The following is a 21,289-nucleotide window of genomic DNA, read 5'->3' as shown; positions in this document are numbered from 1 at the left end:
TTACCATGAGAAGAAAAACCCCTTTTATGGCTGCAACTCTGGCAGCAGGCTTGTTTTTTTATTCTTCTTGTACTCCGGCTGAAAAGACGGATACAAAAGATTATACTCAATACGTTAATACCTTTATCGGTGGCGCAGACAACGGGCATACATTTCCCGGCGCATGTTATCCTTTCGGTATGATACAGACCAGCCCTGTGACGGGTGCAGTCGGTTGGCGTTACTGTTCTGAATATGTTTATGAGGATTCTCTGGTTTGGGGATTTACACAGACACATTTGAATGGAACAGGCTGTATGGATTTAGGCGATATTCTGGTGATGCCGGTCACGGGTACACGTGTCCGTGCATGGGATGCTTATCGTAGTCATTTCCCTAAAGACAAAGAAGCGGCTACTCCGGGATATTACACTACGGAACTTTCCGATCCGCAGGTGAAAGCGGAACTGACAGCATCTATCCATGCTGCCCTTCACCGCTATACTTATCATAAAGCTGATTCTGCCTCTATATTGATCGACCTGCAACATGGTCCTGCATGGAGAGAAGAGCAATATCATTCACAGGTCAACAGTTGCGAAGTAAACTGGGAAGATGCCCAGACACTGACAGGACATGTCAATAATACGGTATGGGTGAATCAGGATTATTTCTTTGTGATGAAGTTCAACCGTCCGGTAGTCGATTCGATTTATCTTCCAATGGGAGAGACAGAAAAAGGCAAACGTATTATTGCCTCTTTCGATATGCAACCGGGAGACGAGCTGATGATGAAAGTGGCGCTTTCTACTACCAGTGTAGATGGGGCTAAAAAGAATCTGGAAGCAGAAATTCCTGCCTGGGATTTTGAAGGAGTGAAGACTGCTGCCCATAATGAATGGAATAACTATTTGAGCCGTATTGAAATAGATGGTACGGATGATGAAAAAACAAATTTCTACACTTGTTTCTATCATGCATTGATTCAACCCAATCAGATTTCGGATGTAGACGGTATGTATCGTAATGCTGCTGATTCTATAGTGAAAGCCGGAATGGGTACTTTCTATTCCACATTCTCTTTGTGGGATACTTATCGTGCTGCTCATCCATTTTATACATTAATGATTCCCGAACGTGTGGATGGCTTTGTTAATTCTCTTATTGAACAAGGTGAAGTGCAAGGCTTCTTACCTATTTGGGGATTGTGGGGCAAAGAGAATTTCTGTATGATTGGTAATCACGGCGTATCAGTTATTGCCGAAGCCTATCGTAAAGGATTCCGTGGTTTCGATGCTGAACGTGCTTTCAATATAATAAAGAAGACGCAGACGGTGTCTCATCCGTTGAAGTCCGATTGGGAAGTTTATACAAAATATGGTTATTTCCCGACAGACCTGATAAAAGCTGAATCTGTATCTTCTACTTTAGAATCGGTATATGATGATTATGCTGCTGCCGATATGGCACGTCGTATGGGCAAAGAGGAAGATGCGGCATATTTTGCAAAACGTGCTGATTATTATAAGAATATGTTCGATCCACAAACGAAGTTCATGCGTCCGCGCAAGGCTGATGGAACTTGGAAAGCTCCATTTAATCCAAGTGCACTAGGACATTCTGAAAGTATCGGTGGAGATTATACAGAAGGAAATGCATGGCAATATACCTGGCATGTACAACATGACGTACCGGGATTGATTCAGTTATTTGGCGGTGAAGAGCCTTTCCTGAATAAGTTAGATTCATTGTTTACCGTTAAGTTGGAAGGCGAAAGTCTGTCAGATGTAACCGGACTGATTGGGCAGTATGCTCATGGCAATGAGCCAAGTCATCATGTAACTTATTTATATGCATTGGCAGGTCGTCCGGAACGTACACAAGAACTGGTTCGTGAAATATTCGATACTCAATACAAGAACAAACCTGATGGACTTTGTGGAAACGATGATTGCGGACAGATGTCTGCCTGGTATATGCTTAGTGCGATGGGATTCTATCCGGTAGATCCGGTGAGTGCAGAATATGTATTCGGTGCTCCACAATTACCAAAAATGACCTTGCATTTGGCTGATGGCAAGACTTTCACAATTATTGCAGAGAATCTATCGAAAGAACATAAATATGTAGATAGTATTACATTGAATGGTGAACCATATACGAAGAAAACAATCTCACATGAAGATATTGTAAAAGGTGGTACACTGGTGTATAAGATGAAGTAATAAATTTGTTTCTGATAGAATCAGTAGGGCAGCCTTTTAAGGGCTGCCTTTTTTTATTGGACATTCTTTTATAAAGATGTAAGACGTAGATTGTAAAATGCAATGACAATTGAGACCTATAAATATAATATGTGGATATTTCAGAGGTTGCATGTATGATATATTTTTATACTGTATTATCTAATATTTTTCAGTCGTTTCATAATTTGAAAATATATAGAGCATAAACTAATTTGAAGTAGCTTGATGAAAATAGGAGCTTTGTTTTTTGTTTGATTTGCGTAAAATCAGAATATTTTTATGTATGTTTGCATCTCTAGTATTTCTAGCATTGAAGAACACAAATTTTGTATTTAAAAAGTAGAAATTATATTATGCAGCGAGGTATATATATTTTAATAATGCTTTTATTTGTCGGTAATTATGCTGCTTGGGGAAATCCTGTAAATTTTGCTTCAACGAGATATGGGCTAACATTTCGTTCTCATACAGTTAATCAGGATGAAAGAACTAGTCTTGATTTGTCTCCCGAAGAATGCTTTAATTTGAAGCCAGGCTTTTCAATGAGTTTTGATTTAAAATTGTTTGAAGCTAACTTGACTTATGGTTATGTTTTTCGTATTATATTGGATGAAATATCAAGTTTTGATTTAATAACTAATTTGAATACAGAAAAATTGAATTATGTGTTGAGTAAATCTAGTAGTATTTTGAAAAATTGCGAATTCCAGTGCAACAAAGATAGTGTTACAGATCGTTGGTTGAAGATTAGAATAGACGTTGATGAGAATGGTATTCGATGCATGGTTGACTCTACAATGAAAATCATTTCTCATCCATTAAAAGGATTTGAAAATATTAAAATTTCTTTTGGAAAAAATAGATACTCTAGTTTTTATACAACAGACGTGCCTCCTATGGCTATTCGAGATTTGAGATTGTACAATAATGAAGGCGAACTTATTCATTATTGGAGAATGCAACAACATAACAGAGATGAAATCTTTGATTTAATAGGTGGTAAGAGGGCAGTAGTAGAAAATGGTATTTGGGATATTGATGGGCATGTGAAATGGAAACATTGTATCTCAATTCCTTTTTCGGAAAAAAATGTCCAAATAGCTTGTGATAAGGAAGATGGTATTATCTTTATAGCTAGTGATAAATATATATATAAGTATAATATTAAAAGTGATCAGATTGAAAAAATGGAGGTCAAGAAAGGACAACCCTATAAAGCGGGGGGAAGCCAGTTGATCTATGATAGAGTGAAACATCGATTGATCTCTTATAGTATTTTGAATGATAGTCTTATCTCTTTTAATTTTAATAATGGTGAATGGCCTAATCATCCTACTGAAAAATTAGCAGTTATTCAACAACATAATCGTTTTGTGGATCCTTTAACAAATACTCTCGTCGTTTTTGGAGGTTATGGGAATCATACATATAATGCAGAACTGGCAATACATGATCTGGATGGTTGCAAATGGAAAATTGATACCATAAGTTCTTTGTTGTCGCCGAGATATTTAAGTTCTATCGGGAATATGGGCAATGGAAAATTTCTATTAATGGGAGGGTACGGCAGTGCGTCTGGGAAACAGGAAGAGTTTCCTAAAAATTTGCATGATTTATATTTAATCGATTATAGAAATTTATCTTGTCAGAAATTAACAGAATTTCCAGTAGAAGGTCCAATTGTTTATTCTAATTCAATGGTGATTGATTCTTTAAACAACAATTTTTATACTCTAAAATTTTTTAATGATAGATTTCATTCTTCTTTATCTCTATTTTCTGTAGATTTAAAAAAATTTGAACGGAAATCCTTTGCTGATTCTATTCCATATAATTTTTTGGATTCAGAATCTTTTTGTGATATTTTTCTGAATAAATCGACAAACAACCTTTATTCAATTCTATTGCAGGAAAAAGAATCAGGATTTTACTCTGTTGATGTATATTCTTTGTCTTATCCTCCTCTAAATTGGACAGATATTTTGCAAGATAAATATTTGGATAATGGAGTTGATTCTAAAAGATTTGTATATTTATTATTAGCAGGAATAGGAGTAGGTTTGATTTTGTTACTTTATTTCTTTTTTAGGCCTAAAAAGAAAGTAAGTAACATAACCACATCTAACTTTTCTGATAAAGATACAATTGATTTAATAAATAGAAAGCAGTTTTCTGCTATTTATTTGTTGGGAGGGTTGCAAATTTTTGATAGTGATGGAAATGACATTACTCAGAAGTTTACTCCTGTAATTCGTCAGATGTTCTTGTTTATCTTACTGAATTTTATTCAGAATGGGAAGGGTATAACTTCGGAACGCTTAGATGAAACTTTTTGGTCTGGTATGGATAAAGATAGCGCTTCTAACAATAGGAATGTAAATATACGTAAGTTAAGATTATTATTGAAAGAGATTGGTGATATAACGTTGAAAAATGAAAAAAGTTATTGGCTTTTAGATATTGGTAGCGAGGTATTTATTGATTATGCGACGATAGTATCACTTTTATTGGAAGATAAATTATCTTCCAATTTTGATAGTAGAAGGCTTGCTGAAATTTTGGAATTGGCATCTCAGGGAATTTTATTGCCTAATATGATAACTGATTGGATTGATCATTATAAATCAGAATATTCAGGGAAGATTATAAATTTCCTATTGGAAAAGTCTAAAACAGTAGAAGTACAAAGAGATTTGGTATCTATGCAAAAAATTGCAGATGTTGTTTTACTACATGATGATATAGATGAGGAAGCTATCCGATTAAAATGTATTGCTTTGTATAAATTGGGACAGAAAGGTTTGTCTAAAAGCCGTTTTGAAAAATTTAGATCGGACTATCATCATTTATTAAATGAGTATCCTCCTTTTACGTATGAAGAGCTGATAAAGAAATTGTAGGGTATACGATTTTCTTCTTTTCTTTTATATATCTTGCTCTTAATGGGTATATCATGAAACTTTAAGAAATAATTAAGGACTGATTAAGGTTTAATTAATGTCCGGGTTAAGGTTTGGACTATACATTTGTGTGTAGTTTAAATAGGCACATTATATATTTATCTATTACTATGAAGAATACTAATATTAATGTGAACAGTAAACTTTAAAAATCTAATTTGTCGTCTTATGAATAAAAAGTAGACAGTATGAAAAAAAAATGTTTAATGTTAAAGTTTAATCGCAGAAGTATTTATTATGTTATTTGCTATCTGTTTGTTAACCTTTGGTTTCCAAATGCCTTTTCGGAAGACAGCATGGGAACAACGTGGATTGGGAACTCGGGAGTGAGAACGGGTGAGGTTTCTTTGGATGTATTGCAACAAGAAAAGAGAAACATTAAAGGAACTGTTCGTGATGAGGCGGGAGAACCTCTAATAGGAGTATCTATAACGGTATCGAATGCTATGACTGGTACTATTACGGATGCAAATGGAAACTATTCTATTTTAATTACGGGAGGGGAGGCTGAACTGAAATTTTCTTATGTAGGATATCAATCTTATACAGTGAAAATCAGTCATAAAAATGTAATTAATGTAACTTTAAAAGAAGATGTGACATCTTTGCAAGATGTGGTTATAGTGGGCTATTCTTCTCAGAAAAAAGAAACAATAACAGGTGCTATATCTGCAGTTAAAACAAAAGACCTGCTTCAATCTCCACAAGCTAATATCAGTAACTCATTAACAGGACGTATGCCTGGACTTTTATCAGTTCAGCGTAGTGGCGAACCTGGAAAAGATGCGTCTACTTTACGTATTCGCGGTATCGGCTCTTTTGCTACTAGCAATTCTGAAGATTTACAGGCTCCTTTGGTTATGGTTGATGGAATTGAGACGCCTAGTTATAATAATATAGATCCTAATGAAATAGAATCCATTTCTATATTGAAAGATGCTTCGGCTACAGCTGTATATGGTGTACGGGGGGCCAATGGAGTGTTACTTATAACAACCAAACGTGGAGATATAGGAAAACTCAAAGTCAGTTTATCTTCCAGTGTTTCTATGACTTCTTTTCCGTTTCTTAGAGAAAATATGAATTCATATGAATATACTAGTTCTTTTAATAAGGCGTTAGCTTATGATTCTTATGTGACAGGTGGTTATAATCCCAAGTTTAGTGATGAAGACATAGAATTGTATCGTACAGGTGCAGATCCGATTTTCCATCCTAGTATTGATTGGTATGATGAGATGTTGAAGAAATATTCATGGGAAACACGAACTAACTTAAATATAAGTGGTGGTAGTGAACGTATTAAATATTTCTTTTCACTTGGTTATCTGACTCAAAACGGAATGTATAATACAGACATTTATGACCCGGGGTACGATACACAGATTAAGTATCGTAGATATAATATGCGTTCTAATTTTGATATAAATATTACTAAACGTTTAAAAGCCAGTTTTGATGTTTCAGCCCAACTAGATGACAGACGTTACCCTAACTGGGACACCCCTCTGTTCATGGAAATGTTATCATCTACTTTACCTTATATTTCTCCTGGTATAATTGATAATAAGATTGTGGTTATGCCTCGTCAAACAAATGTTTCTTTTTCACCATATGCAGCTTTTAATAGTGGTTGGCATAAAGATTTTGGGAATAATCTGAATGGTTCGCTGCGTTTGACATATGATCTTGGTTTTATAACTAAGGGACTTAATGCGCGTGGAGTAATTTCATATAAAAATTATAATACTCAATCACAACGTTATAATGAGACAGGGGTATCTTATGAAGCTTTGAACATAAAAAATGAAGAAACAGGAGAATCTTATGTATTAATGCCAATGGGAGAACCAAGTCAAATGCAATTCTCGGAAGGAGTTACAAAGAACCATAGGGTTTATATTGAATTTGGTTTAGAATACGCACGAACGTTTAAAAATCACAATATCACTGCCCTTTTACTTTATAACCAAAGTAAATATTATGATCCAAATTTGGAGTTCCTAATACCTAATGGTTATCAGGGCATTGTAGGACGTATTACTTATAATTTTAAAAGTCGATATTTGGCAGAATTTAATATTGGGTATAATGGAACGGAGAATTTTGCACCAGGAAAGCGATTTGGCGTATTTCCAGCCTACTCATTAGGATGGGTTGTAACAGAAGAAAGTTTCTTTCCACGAAATCAGTATTTGACATTTATGAAAATTAGAGGTTCGTATGGAGTGGTTGGTAATGATAAGATAGGAGGAGATCGATTTTTATATAGGCCAACGTCTTATTCATATGGTGGAAAGTATCATTGGGGAGAAGATGGTTCCACCTATCAGACATACAAAGGAGCTTATGAGGGTAAATTAGGGAATCCTGATTTGACTTGGGAAAAAGCTCATAAAATGAATATTGGAGCTGATATTAAGTTTTTGAATGATCGTCTTTCCTTTTCTTTTGATTATTTTCAGGAAAGAAGAAGTAATATTTTAGCTAATCGAGGGACAGTTCCAACAATAGTTGGAGCCAACTTTCCAGCCTATAATCTGGGGAAAATGAAAAATGGTGGTCTTGAATTTGAACTAGCTTATAATGACAAAATCGGGGACTTCAATTACTATGCTAAGGTTAATTATACTTATGCCCATAATGAGATAGAGTATATGGATGAAGCCGTTTGGCCGTATGATTATCAGTATCGAACAGGGCATCGCTTTGGCCAGAATTTTGGCTATGTTGCTGATGGGTTATTCAATTCGTGGGAAGAAGTTAATAATCCTTATCGTCCAGTTTATCAGTGGAATAATAATAAGATTCAGCCTGGTGATATTCGTTATGTAGACATAAATGGAGATGGTAAGATAAACGACCAGGATCAGGTACCGATTGGATATTCTAACTTTCCGGAAAAAACATTTGGTTTAGTATTAGGTGGCGAATATAAAGGTTTTGATTTTTCAATTTTATTTCAGGGGGCGGCAAATGTTTCCACATGGCCTTCTCGTCGTAGTACACAAGGCTTTTATACTAATACTAATGCAGGAAAAGCGTTGTTGAAAAGTTGGAGTTTAGAACGATGGGAAAATGGACAGGAAATTATTTATCCTCGTATGTCAGCCTCTAATAATGCTCATAATTATGTACAATCTACATATTGGCTGGAAAATGCCAATTACCTACGCTTGAAAAATATGGAGATTGGATATACATTTAGAAATAAAGGTTTGCAACGGATAGGCATTAGTTCGGTTCGATTATATTTGAATGGAAATAACTTATTGACATGGTCTGATTTATATCAGGGGGAAGATCCGGAATTTCCTAATGGAGAAGCTAATAGTGAACCTTACCCTGTTACAAGAGTCTATAATTTGGGATTTAATGTTAACTTCTAAAAAGCTTATATATGAAAAATGCAGCTATTGTAATAGTGACCTCTATAATGTTACTGACTATAGTGTCTTGTGAGGATATGATGGGAGATTTTTTAGAGAAAGCTCCAGGAGTTGATGTCACAGAAGATACAATTTTCTCATCCAGGTCGCAGGTTGAGATGTTCCTGGCTAGTATATATGAATATGGTGTCCATTCCAATTTAGGTTTGGGTAGTCCAGATAATGGCGCTCCGGCCATTGCTAATAGTGCAGGGACGATAGATGCAGGGGCTACAGATGAGGCTGAAGCTTGTGCCAATTGGTATGATCCTCAAAAGTGGAATAACGCTTCTGTTAGTCCTGATAATACGGATGATCCTCGATTTTCACATCGATTTACTGCAATACGAAAAGTAACAGTAATGTTAGATCGGGTAGATGAAGTACCTGATATAACCAAGGAGTATGCTAATCAACTAAAAGCAGAATCAAAGTTTATCAGAGCATTGAATTATTTTGAGATGTTCAAGCGTTATGGAGGGGTGCCAATTATTGATCATCGTTTACAGTTGGATGAGAATTTGAAAATACCTCGTAGCAGTGTTGAAGATGTAGTTAATTTTATCGTGAAAGATTGTGATGAGGCAATTCCAGATTTGCCAATCAATCAATTGGGTGCCTTACGAGGTAGAGCTACACGAGGGGCGGCCTTAGCCTTGAAAGCGAGAACTTTACTGTATGCAGCGAGTGATTTATTTAATACAGATAGACCTTATTTAGATTTTGGAACAAATAATAAATTGATATGTTACGGCAATAAGGATAAAGAACGATGGAAGCTAGCAGCAGATGCAGCAAAAAAGGTCTTGGATTGGGCGAAAGAGGCTAACTGTTATTTGATTACTGATCAGGGAATAGATGGTAATTATAGATATTCATGGCAAACCTATGATAATTCGGAAATTATTTTTGCAGAGAAATCAAGTGATGCCATGGGAAAATATACATGGCCTTGGTCTGCTATATCTCCTCCTACTGTTTATCCAGGTAATGCAGGGCAGAGTGGAGTGACTGTGACCTTGAATTTAGTTTCGAAATATGAAGATCGTTTAGGAAACAAGGTCGATTGGAATGGCGGTAATGATTTGCAAGCTAAAATGGCAAGTTTGGATTATCGTTTTTCTCAAACAGTAGTTGGCAATTTAATGAGATGGAATTCAGAGTTTCCTAAATTACAACTATGGCAAGATTCGGGTAATGGACCAGGGGCAGATGCTAATACTTGTTATGGTGGTTTTTGGTTACATAAACTTTATCCTGAAGAAATCAGTGAATCTGTATGGAAAAAAGTTCCGAATTCCACATTATACCAGTTGAATGAAGCTTATTTGAATTATGCTGAGGCATTAAATGAATATAATGAAGGACCTACTCAAGAGGCCTATGATGCTATTAATACGATTCGTAAACGTTCAGGTCAACCTGATTTGCCAACAGGGTTGGGACATTTGGAGTTTCGTACCAAAGTGAGGAATGAGAGAGCGATTGAACTTGCTTTTGATGGACATAGATTTTATGATATTCGCCGTTGGATGATAGCAGAAGAGGAAGGGGTTATGCAAGGAGGTATGCTTGGTATTAAAATTTATCAGATACCAGAGAGTACAGAGTACCGTTATGAGCCGTATGTTTTTGAAACTCGCTCATTTAGCCGCAGAATGTACTTGCACCCATTTGGTACAGGTGAAATCAATAAAGGATATTTAATTCAAAATCCTGGTTACTAAACAGTTAAATGTAGCTTAATAGATGAAGATATGAGAAACGATATAAAAAACATCATATATATAAGGAGAATATTATTCGTATCCTTACTATTCGGAATGAATTGTAGCTTTGCTATGGCTCACACTTTTAGAGTTGATACTTTATTGCAAAATGATATAAATAGGGTTGCATATGGCATACAACCGAAATGGATGACAACTAGTGCTGTTTCTTCTGTTAAAGGTGATGAGCTAAAATCATTTGTCCCTAATATAGCCAATATGCTTAACGGACGGATTCCAGGGTTGGTTGTTCAACAATGGGGATGTGAACCGGGAGCGGATTCTCCGGCAATGAATGCTCGGGGAGTAAATACATATGGTTCTGGAGCAGGTCTTTTTATTGTGATTGATGGTTTTCAGTCAACAGAGGCTTATTTTCAGCAATTGACTCCACAAGAAATAGAATCAATTACTTTATTGAAAGATGCTTCTGCCACTGCAATTTATGGATCAAAAGGGGCAAATGGGGTTTTACTGATAACTACTAAACGAGGTACTAGTGATAAGATAAAGATTAATTTTAGCATTCAAAGTGGTTTTCAGCAGCCACTTCGTTTACCTGAGTTTTTAGGAGCGTATGATTATGCAACATTATATAATGAGGCCTTAGTGAATGATGGAAAGTCACCACTTTATACACCGATGGACTTAGAAGCCTATAAAGCGGGTAATGACCCAATTTTTCACCCGGATGTGGACTGGTACGAGACTATTCTAAGAAAGGCTGCCCCTATAACTAATTATAATTTTACAGCGAGTGGAAGTAATGAATATTTCCGATATTTTGTGTTACTCAATGTTCTTGACGACAGGAGTCTATATCGAAAAGCTGGAAATGTTTCAGACTTCTCAAAAAATGGAACATATACCCGTTACAATTTTCGTACGAATATTGATGTGAAATTGTCAAAGCGATTGCAGGGAGCTGTAACTCTTGGTGGAACAATTGAAGATAAAACTAATCCTGGGACTAGTGAAAATACTTCAGGGATGTTTGATTTGATGTCTTCTATTGCTCCAAATGCTTTCCCCGTTTATGTGTCAACGGGCATGTATGGTGGTAATTCTATGTACTCAAATCCTTTGGGTGATTTGATGCAGACTGGTTATACTTCTTATAATGGTAGATCTTTGCAGGCTATATTTCAACTAAAAGGTGACTTGGGGTTTATTACTCCTGGATTGAGTGTTAGTGGTGCGGTTGGCTTTAATACTTATTTTAAGTCATATTCAAAAAAATCACGTCAATATGCTCGTTATTCTGTTGATCGTGATAATGCCGATGAGATTATTTATACGACCTATGGTCAGAATACTTCTTTAGCTGGAGATGAGTCTAGTTCTTCACAATGGAGAGATTATTCTTTGCAGGCTTCATTAAATTATAATCGTACGTTTAACGAACTACATAATATTGATGCTATATATTTAGGATCATATAATGATTATGTTGTGACAGGAACTGATCTTTCCTACAAGAATATTGCTATGGGAGGACGTGTGACTTATTCATATGATAAACGCTATATTGGAGAATTTTCGTTTGGTTACAATGGAACGGAGAATTTTCCCAAAGGACATCGTTTTGGTTTTTTCCCTGCAGGTTCATTAGGATGGATATTATCTAATGAGGCTTTTCTAAAAGGAAATCCGATTTTGAATTATTTAAAGCTGAGAGCTTCCTATGGCATAGTTGGTAATGATAATATTGGAGGTATACGCTATATGTTCGACCAATATTATGATGGATATGGCTATCATCTTGGTAACTCTAATAATGTACAGGATGGTTTAGTTCAGGGGAAACTAGCCAACCCTGATGTCACATGGGAGAAAGAAAAGAAGTTTAATGCCGGCTTTGAGGCTACGTTGATTAATAAGATTGATGTTTCATTTGACTATTTTATTCAAAAACGTTCAAATATTCTTTCACAGCCTTATCGGACAGTTCCAGATTATTTAGGGATATCCCGCCCGGATATAAACATTGGTAAGGTAGACAATAAGGGACTTGAGACTTCTATTCGTTATAATGGAATTGGTAAGAAAGATCTGACTTATTTTGTAGAAACCAGTTTCTGGTATGCAAAGAATAAAGTTGTTTATAATGCAGAAGCAATCCAAGAGAATGAATATTTGTATGGAACAGGACGTATGGTAGGGCAGCCTTTCGTTTTGGAAGCCATAGGATTTTTTAAAGATGAAGATGATATATTGAAATCGCCTACTCAAACATTTACAGATGTACGTCCGGGGGATATAAAATATAAAGATCAAAATAAAGATGGAAAGATTGATTCGAATGACTATTATCCAATTGGCTATACTTCAATGCCTCAAATAACTCTAGGGCTTCATGGTGGAATAACATTTAAAGGCTTTGATCTGGATGTCTTTTTTCAGGGAGCGGCTAATCGTACTGTGTATTGCGGTGGGAAATATTACCATGCTTTTCAAAATGATGGTAAGGTTTCTAGTATAGCTATGGGGCGTTGGACACCTGAAACAGCAGAAACAGCTACTTATCCTCGATTGTCTTCAGAGAATAATTTGAATAATTATCAGGCATCTTCTTTTTGGCAGAAAAATGGAAATTTTTTAAAGCTAAGAAGTTTGGAAATAGGATATACATTGCCATTCCAGTTTTCCAGAAAAATTAATTTGGAGAAAGTCAGAATATTTGCAAATGGAACGAATTTATTTTCTCTTGATCATATGGATGGATTTACAGACCCGGAAACAATGAGTGGTTATCCTGCTTTAAGAACAATTAGTTTTGGTTTAAGTATCCAATTATAGCAAAGTGTAACTTTTAATAATGGTAGTAATGAAAAAAGTGAAAACTATATTGTATGGCGCAGCTTTACTTCTATTGGTAAATGCCTGCGATAGCATTCTTGATCGTGAAGTAGTGCTTTCTCTTACAGAAGATGATGTTTTAACTCTCTATAATAATACACAATCCAGAGCTGTTGCTATATATAATTATTTGCCTTCCGGATTTAGATGTGTTGATGGAGCAATGATGGCTTCAGCTTCAGATGAAGCAGAATATACACTTGAAACATCTAGTATACAGATGTTTAATGTAGGATCATGGAATGCCAAAAATAATCCGGATGGTGGCTCATGGTGGAATAATTTTCGTGGAATTTATTTAGTAAATCATTTTTTAGCCAATTCGGATAATTTAGATCTTGAGATGTATCGTTTGAATCCTGATGATATTGGACATGAACAATACCAAAACAGACTAGATAATATTAAGAGGTGGAAGTATGAAGTTCGTTTCCTTAGAGCTTACTTTTATTTTGAATTGATAAAACGCTACGGAGGAGTGCCAGTGATAACTCGTCCTGTAGAAATAGGAGATTCCTTTCCACGTAATACGCTGGATTCTTGTGTTAATTTTATAGTAAAAGAATGTGATGACATTGCTCTAGGATTACCGATTAAGTATACAGAGCAAGAGAATTTAGGACGTGCTACAAGGGGAGCTGTTCTTGCTTTAAAAAGTAGAGTATTGCTTTATGCAGCAAGTGATTTATTTAATTCTCCTGAAAAATGGGCTTCGGGTTATGCAAATAAGGATTTGATATCAGTAAAACCAATAGATAGAAAAGAAAGGTGGAAAAAAGCAGCTGATGCTGCAAAAGATGTGATTGATTTGACAGATGCCGGTTATGCTTTATCAAATAATTATCAAGGGGTTTTTCGTTCATATACAGATGCAGAAATAATTTTGGCGCGTAGAGATGGTGCCAGTAATGATTTTGAGAAAACTAATTATCCGGTTGGATATGATTTAGGTAATAGTGGGAATACTCCTTCATTAAATCTGTTGGATGATTATGAGATGTTGGATGGAACAGCTTTTGACTGGAACAATAAAAATCATGCAGCAAATCCCTATAAAGGTAGAGATCCTCGTTTGGCTTTTACTATACTGAGCAATATGACAAAGTTCAACGGACGTCCGGTGGAATGTTGGACTGGCGGACGAGATGGTAAAGGAGTCCCTCGTGCTACTAAAACTGGACAATATTTGCTGAAATATATTGATCCGGAGTTAAATTTACTGGAAGGTCGTACTAGTGTACATACATGGATTCTTATCCGTTTAGCAGAGGTTTATTTGAATTATATTGAGGCTTTAAACGAATACCAGCCGACACATTCAGATATAAAAATATATTATGATAAGATACGTCGACGCGAAGGTATAAAGATGCCTGAACTTCCAGATGGATTAGATCAGGATGCTGTTCGTCAGAAGATTCGCCATGAAAGAAGAATAGAACTAGCTTTTGAAGATCATCGTCTATGGGATGCTCGTCGCTGGATGATTGCTGCTGACAATGAAATGGGAAAGGGAGTTCTTAATATACCTCTTCGAGGACTTGAAATTTTGAATCGGGGTGGAGTACCTTCATATAGTCCTATTGAAATAGAAAAAAGAAATTTTGAACCTAAAATGTATTTATATCCTATTCCACAAGGAGATTTGGATATTGCAGGATGGAGTCAAAATCCGTTATGGTAATAATATGTAGTGAACTTATTAAAGTAAAAAGAATAAAAATGAAAAGAGCTAATATAGATATCAAGAAAGCTTTCTTACTATTCTTGTGTGGAGTCATAATGACAGCATGTGGATATGAAGAAATTGTATCGATGGATTATCCTGATTCAAAAATATATTTGCCAACCGCAGTTAATGGCATTTATGTTATCAATGATATTCCATCTTCAAGTACTGCAGTTCCAACACCGGGTAATACTTATTCTTTTAAGATTGATACAGAAAATAATGCTTTTAATGTAGCTCTAGCTGTGTATCGGTCTGGATTAAATCGTGATAATAATGTTTCTGTGAATTTGGAAGCATATCCAGATACGATTGCTTCATTGATTGCTGCTGGTAATACTCTACTGGATGGAGTCGAGATTCTATCTTCTGATAAATATTCCATTCCCTCAAATCTTCAGATTGCTACCGGTAAGGATTATGAGCCATTTTTTGTAACGGTAGATTTAGATTTTTTGAATACCAATAGAGGAAAGAAGTATGCTTTCGCTGTACAGATAGTAAAAGCTGATCAAGAAATAAATAATTCTTTAGGAACTACAATTGTAGTTATTGATACAAAGATTATGGTTCCGGAAGCAAGTTTCACATATTCATTAGATGGTACTAAAGTGAAATTCAACAGTACTGCTAAATATGTAACTTCTGTGTTATGGGATTTTGGAGACGGAACAACTTCTACAGAACTTAATCCGGAACATGTATATGATGATTTGGGCATTTATGATGTAACTTTGAATGCTAAAGGCATTTCAGGAGATGCAGCTTATACATTACGATTGAAGCTTATACAGGCTGCAAAGTTAGATAATTCAGGATGGAGTATTGTTGGATGTGATAGTGAAGAACCTAAAGAAGCGGAATGGAGCGATTCTCCTATAGCAGGTTTAGCGCAGGCTACAATAGACGGAGACCTGACTACTTTTTGGCATACTCAATGGGATAAAGCTCAACCTGGCTATCCGCACTGGTTTATTGTTGACATGGGACGAGAATATATTATTAGCAGTTTTGTGTGCTACAGAAGACAAGGTAATAATGGAGGACAGACCGAACATAAATTTGAGGTAAGTTTAAATGGAAATGATTGGACCGACATGGGAACATTTGCTTTTGATTCGCAAAAAGATGCAGGGCAAACATATACAATGGTTCTTTTACCGGAAGCTCGTTATTTTAGATATACGGCGACAAAGGGACCTAATCAGTATGCTTTCTTATCTGAAATAGAGGTATATGGGGCTCCGATAGAATAGTTTGGTTTTGAATTTTAAATTTATATTATATGAAAAACTTCTTCTATATATTAATGTTTCCTTTGTTATTATCATGTGAAACAGAACCGTTGGAATATGATCATATTTTGGTGAAAGAGACGGTTAGTGCTAAAAGTGCAAATGATTTCTTAAATAGCATTGGAGTAAATTCTTCCATTGTGTCAAGAGGGGAGTATTTATATCAGACAATTGATTTTATAAACTATTTGGGAGCCCGGTGGATTCGTGGAGGATATGGAGCAGATCAGGAGTTGGATGATATTATAACTTTGCATAAAGAGACAGGAGCAAAAGTTTGCATTGGCACGAGTAGCGGAGGAGATTTAACAACAGCAAGTCTGACTGACAAAATATTGAAAACACGGAAGCTTGCAGAAGCCGGAGCTCTTCTAGCTTTTGAAGGTCCTAATGAGCCTAATAATTGGTCTGTTGTCTACAATGGAGTTACCGGTGGTAGCAATGGAACTTGGTTACCCATTGCTGATTTAATGCGGGATTTATATTCGATAGTCAAAGGAGATGAAGTGCTGAAAAAATATCCTGTGTTTCATATTAGTGAGAATGGAGCTGAAACAGATAATGTAGGACTTCAATATCTTGAAATACCGGAAGGGAGTTCAGCGTTGTATCCAGTCGGGACTAAATTTGCAGATTATGCTAATTGCCATAATTATATATCGCATCCGTCATGGCCTGGTATACATGATAATATGACTTGGAGAGCTTCAGATCCGTCAGCGGATTCTCACGCAGACGGTCTGTATGGAAATTATGGTATTACATGGGTTAATGGTTTCTCTGGTTATACGGAGAAAGAACTAGCAACTTTGCCCAGAGTTACTACAGAAACGGGTATCACTATTGGCCAACAAGGGGAAGATATACTCACCGAGGAAATGCAAGGATGTATGTATATGAATTTGTATTTAGCTCAATTTAAAAGAGGATGGGCATATACGGCCATCTATTTATTGAAAACTCATAGTGATGAAACAAATCACGCTGCCTTTGCTTTTTTTAATCAAGATGGCACTCCAAAAGTTGCTGCGCATTATTTGCATAATTTGACGTCTATTCTAGCTGATAATCCACAGGCGGAGACAACTTTAGAAACTTTGACTTTCTCGATACCGATGAAACCGGCTACTGTTCATTATCTCTTGTTACAAAAGAGTACAGGACGGTTTATGCTAGTTGTTTGGGATGAGAAGTATTCTGGTGGGAATGAGAAAGTGACCATTAATTTTGATAATACATTTAAATCAGTGAAAATTTACGATCCTACATATAGCTCTTCCGAGATTGAAACATTGGACAATGTCAACTCTGTACGTTTGACAATGTCTACATATCCATATGTTTTGGAGTTGCAGAAATAATAGGTTATTATCTATAAACCTGTGAATTGTATGGTCAGATAATTTTTTACTATAATTAATAAGTATGAAAAATATTCTTTTTTTCATAGGTTTATTTTCTTTTCTTTTTTGTTGCAAGTGCAATTTGATTGCTCAAGAAATTCAAGAAGATATACTTTATAAAATTGTAAGTCCAAAGGGATTGGTTCTGGATAATCATGAAAGTCCGACCAATATGACTGGCGTTTTCCTGGAAAAAGAAAAGAAAGGAGCTAAAGGACAATTATGGAGAATTGTACCTTACAAGGAATGTTATGTAATTTATAGTCCGTTTACGGCCAAAAGTTTGGATATTGTCGATACAGATAATGGTAAACATCCATTGAATCTGTGGGATTACAGTAGAGCGAATGTGAATCAACATTGGCGTATAGTACCGGATAGGGATGGACGTTATGCTATTTTGCATAATGATTCAAACTGGGGAATTACTTTTAAAGGAAATGAGAAAGAAGGTGCCGAAATATATGCTATAAATGTTTCAGAAACAACTTGGAAGCTTGTTAAAACCTCTGTAAAACTACCTCCGGAGAATATCCGTGGAAAGCATGAATGGGAAAATGAACAAATATTTGCTGTGAATAAAGAACCAGGGCATAGTACTTATATACCCTATCCTTCAATAGAAAGTTTACGGAATGATAGATTGTATTATGAGAAACCATGGGAGACGCCTTCTTCTTCATTTTATAGTTCATTAAATGGGCTATGGAAATTCTATTGGACGAAGCAACCATCAGAGCGTCCGGTCGACTTTTATAAAACAACTTATGATACTTCGACTTGGGATGAGATAACGGTACCTTCTAATTGGGAAATGCTGGGATATGGTACTCCTATATACACAAATGTAAATTACCCGTTTAAAAATTTACCTTCAAAGATTCTACCACAAAAAGGGTTTACTAATGAGACAGAGATGAATCCGGTCGGTTCATATCGTCGTAATTTTCAAATACCAAAAGATTGGGATGGCAAGAAAATCTTTCTTCATTTTGACGGAGTATATAGTGGTATGTATGTTTGGGTAAATGGACGTAAGGTAGGTTATAGTCAGGGGGCTAACAATGATGCGGAATTTGATATTACTTCGTTTGTAAACGTAGGTGAAAACATTCTGGCGGTAGAAGTGTATCGTTGGACTGACGGGAGCTATATTGAAGATCAGGATATGTTTCGTTTGAGTGGTATACATCGTGATGTATATATTTATGCCACGCCTCAAATGTATATACGTGATTTTTCTTTAAGATCGGATTTTCTGGTTGACGATCTTCTTTCATCAAAACTAAATGTTGATTTGTGGATTAAAAATGATGGAGGGAAAGTGGCAAAAGGGAATAGTGTTGAAATACAACTTTGGGACCCTTTTGGAAAGCTGGTTGTTAATCAGGTTCAGCCGATAGAAAACTTATTCAAGAATAAAGAAAATAAATTAAGCATTTGTACATTGGTTGAGAAACCTTTATTGTGGTCGGCTGAATCCCCGCAACTTTATACTGTAATCTTGGCTTTAAGAGATGATGAGGGTAAAGAGACAGAAGCAATGTCTTCAAAGTTTGGTTTTCGTAAAATAGAGATAAAGAATAAGCGTGTTTATTTAAACAATGAGCAAGTTTTCTTTAAAGGAACCAATAGGCATGATATAGACCCGAGATTTGGTAAAGCTGTACCTGTATCTACAATGATAAAGGACATTGAACTGATGAAGCGACATAATATTAACACAGTACGTACTAGTCATTATCCCAATAGTCCTAAAATGTATGCTTTATATGATTACTACGGTCTATATGTGATGGATGAGGCGGATCTTGAGAATCATGGGAATCATGGATTAAGTGATAAACTTTCTTGGCAACCTGCATTTCTGGATAGAATTACTAGAGTAATCCAAAGGGATAAGAACCATCCTTCTATTATTTTCTGGTCTCTTGGAAACGAGGGAGGAGCGGGCGTTAATTTTGACGCAATGTATAAACGAGCGAAAGAATTAGATCCTTCGCGTCCCGTACACTATGAAGGAAAGAATGATGCTGCCGATATTGATTCGCAGATGTATCCTGATATTGCACGAATGAGTCGTTTTGACCAGTTGGATACAGATAAGCCTTACTTTTTATGTGAGTATGCTCATTCTATGGGAAATGCTCCGGGAAATTTAGCTGAATATTGGGAGTATATTGAGAATAAGTCTCAACGTATGATTGGTGCTTGTATATGGGATTGGGTTGATCAAGGTATTAATAAAGTAGGAGCACCATCGAGTCATTATTATTATGGAGGAGATTTTGGAGATAAACCGAATGATGCGGACTTCTGTTGCAATGGGCTGGTGACGCCTGACCGTCGGGTGACAGCCAAGTTGCTGGAGGTGAAAAAAGTATATCAGTATATAAAATTGCGGCCATTGGCAATGTCTGCGGGTAAGATTGAAGTGAGTAATGGCTATGACTTCCTGAATTTGAATAATTTTCGTGTAGTTTGGAAAATCTTGAAAAATGGAATAGAAATAGAACAAGGGACCATAAACGAAGGGCTTAATTTGCCTCCAAATGAGAAGGCAACTCTAACAATACCTTATACAACAAAAATTAATAGTGACAGTGAATTTTTCCTGAATATTTATTTTTTGACAAAGAATAAAATGCCTTGGGCAGAAGCCGGTTATTGTATAGCAGAAGAGCAAATCCCTTTAAATGAACGCCCTTCTGTTGCAACGGTTGATTTGTCATCTTTAAGAGAATTGAAGATTGATGTTTTGAAGGATAGTTTAGGTATATATGGCTCGAAGTTTCAAATTCTATTCAATAAGTTAAATGGAAAACTTCTTTCGTTGAAATATAGTGGAAAAGAAAGGATATATAATAACGGTGGGCTGGTGTTAAACTGGTATCGTAGTGTGGGGAATGATAAGTATACAGACCAACATTATTATAAATCAAATATTAAGAATATTCTTTTTAATTATAAATTGGATGAGACTGGAAAATTTGTAACGTTAATAATTAATGCTACAGTAAACGTAGATGCTCCCAAGCCAATTGAAATCCCATATTCAGTAAAGTACATTATCTATGAGAATGGTGTTATAGATGTGGAAGCAAGTTTCACGAAATATGCGGATGCGGCAATCATTCGTCGCTTGGGACTTCAATTGATAATGCCTTCCGGCTATGAAAATGTTCAATGGTATGGTTGTGGGCCTCATGAGAATTATATTGATAGGGTTCAGTCTGCTATGATAGGATGCTATAATATGACTGTTGATGATATGGCATCAGAACATTACGTGCGGTCTCAGAGTATGGGAAATCGTGAAAAAATCCGTTGGGTGACAATTACAGATGCAAAGGGAGACGGACTAAAGATAACGTCAAAAGACAACTTAAGTTTTAGTGCTTTGCATTATACCGATCAGGATTTGTGGGAGGCTACCCATGACTTCAAACTAAAGGAAATAAAGAGGCCGGAAGTTTATCTTAATTTGGATTGCATACAACAGGGATTGGGGAATGCAACGTGTGGAGACATACCTCTCCCTAAATATATGATTCCGGAAAATAGGCCTATAAGTTATTCTTTTAGAATAGAACGGGTGGAATGAATGACTTATTAATTTAT

At 35.9% G+C, this 21,289-nt stretch carries 9 protein-coding genes; all 9 read left to right on the top strand.

Going from position 1 to position 21,289, the window contains the following annotated elements; translation table 11 throughout:
* The first annotated feature begins 5 nt into the window (after positions 1-5).
* The 9 genes from H8796_RS02120 (at position 6) to H8796_RS02080 (ending at position 21,272) form a co-directional block, all read left to right on the top strand.
* Positions 6-2,204: a GH92 family glycosyl hydrolase gene (locus H8796_RS02120; protein WP_187343925.1), complete on the top strand. Its 2,199-nt coding sequence runs from the start codon at positions 6-8 to the stop codon at positions 2,202-2,204.
* A gap of 374 nt (positions 2,205-2,578) precedes the next feature.
* Complete coding sequence (locus H8796_RS02115; RefSeq protein ID WP_117936680.1) at positions 2,579-5,125, top strand: hypothetical protein; 2,547 nt, start codon at positions 2,579-2,581, stop codon at positions 5,123-5,125.
* Positions 5,126-5,373: 248 nt separating this feature from the next.
* Complete coding sequence (locus H8796_RS02110) at positions 5,374-8,574, top strand: TonB-dependent receptor (protein ID WP_117936678.1); 3,201 nt, start codon at positions 5,374-5,376, stop codon at positions 8,572-8,574.
* Positions 8,575-8,585: 11 nt separating this feature from the next.
* Positions 8,586-10,340 (top strand): RagB/SusD family nutrient uptake outer membrane protein, encoded by a 1,755-nt coding sequence (locus tag H8796_RS02105; RefSeq protein ID WP_117936676.1) that lies wholly within the window; start codon positions 8,586-8,588, stop codon positions 10,338-10,340.
* Positions 10,341-10,370: 30 nt separating this feature from the next.
* Positions 10,371-13,181: a TonB-dependent receptor gene (locus tag H8796_RS02100; RefSeq protein WP_117936674.1), complete on the top strand. Its 2,811-nt coding sequence runs from the start codon at positions 10,371-10,373 to the stop codon at positions 13,179-13,181.
* A 28-nt stretch (positions 13,182-13,209) separates the two neighbouring features.
* Complete coding sequence (locus H8796_RS02095) at positions 13,210-14,925, top strand: RagB/SusD family nutrient uptake outer membrane protein (protein WP_117936772.1); 1,716 nt, start codon at positions 13,210-13,212, stop codon at positions 14,923-14,925.
* Between the two features lie 38 nt (positions 14,926-14,963).
* Entirely contained in the window at positions 14,964-16,226 is a 1,263-nt protein-coding gene (locus tag H8796_RS25555; RefSeq protein ID WP_158570812.1) for a discoidin domain-containing protein, read from the top strand.
* A 29-nt stretch (positions 16,227-16,255) separates the two neighbouring features.
* The gene (locus H8796_RS02085) at positions 16,256-17,626 is read left to right on the top strand and encodes a glycosyl hydrolase (protein WP_117936670.1); all 1,371 of its coding nucleotides are present in this window, start codon (positions 16,256-16,258) and stop codon (positions 17,624-17,626) included.
* 214 nt (positions 17,627-17,840) lie between these two features.
* Entirely contained in the window at positions 17,841-21,272 is a 3,432-nt protein-coding gene (locus H8796_RS02080; protein ID WP_233530317.1) for a glycoside hydrolase family 2 TIM barrel-domain containing protein, read from the top strand.
* Positions 21,273-21,289: the final 17 nt, after the last annotated feature.

The sequence above is a fragment of the Bacteroides sp. M10 genome (genome assembly GCF_014334015.1).
Classification (GTDB): Bacteria; Bacteroidota; Bacteroidia; order Bacteroidales; family Bacteroidaceae; genus Bacteroides; species Bacteroides intestinigallinarum.
The sequence above is the reverse complement of the archived record's forward strand: the minus strand, read 5'-3'. Positions and strand labels throughout refer to the sequence as shown.

What these genes read in the sequence shown, in the direction of transcription:
- H8796_RS02120 (WP_187343925.1), top strand. Translation starts at nt 6, where the DNA reads ATGAGAAGAAAAACCCCTTTTATGGCTGCAACTCTGGCAGCAGGCTTG.
- H8796_RS02115 (WP_117936680.1), top strand. Translation starts at nt 2,579, where the DNA reads ATGCAGCGAGGTATATATATTTTAATAATGCTTTTATTTGTCGGTAAT.
- H8796_RS02110 (WP_117936678.1), top strand. Translation starts at nt 5,374, where the DNA reads ATGAAAAAAAAATGTTTAATGTTAAAGTTTAATCGCAGAAGTATTTAT.
- H8796_RS02105 (WP_117936676.1), top strand. Translation starts at nt 8,586, where the DNA reads ATGAAAAATGCAGCTATTGTAATAGTGACCTCTATAATGTTACTGACT.
- H8796_RS02100 (WP_117936674.1), top strand. Translation starts at nt 10,371, where the DNA reads ATGAGAAACGATATAAAAAACATCATATATATAAGGAGAATATTATTC.
- H8796_RS02095 (WP_117936772.1), top strand. Translation starts at nt 13,210, where the DNA reads ATGAAAAAAGTGAAAACTATATTGTATGGCGCAGCTTTACTTCTATTG.
- H8796_RS25555 (WP_158570812.1), top strand. Translation starts at nt 14,964, where the DNA reads ATGAAAAGAGCTAATATAGATATCAAGAAAGCTTTCTTACTATTCTTG.
- H8796_RS02085 (WP_117936670.1), top strand. Translation starts at nt 16,256, where the DNA reads ATGAAAAACTTCTTCTATATATTAATGTTTCCTTTGTTATTATCATGT.
- H8796_RS02080 (WP_233530317.1), top strand. Translation starts at nt 17,841, where the DNA reads ATGACTGGCGTTTTCCTGGAAAAAGAAAAGAAAGGAGCTAAAGGACAA.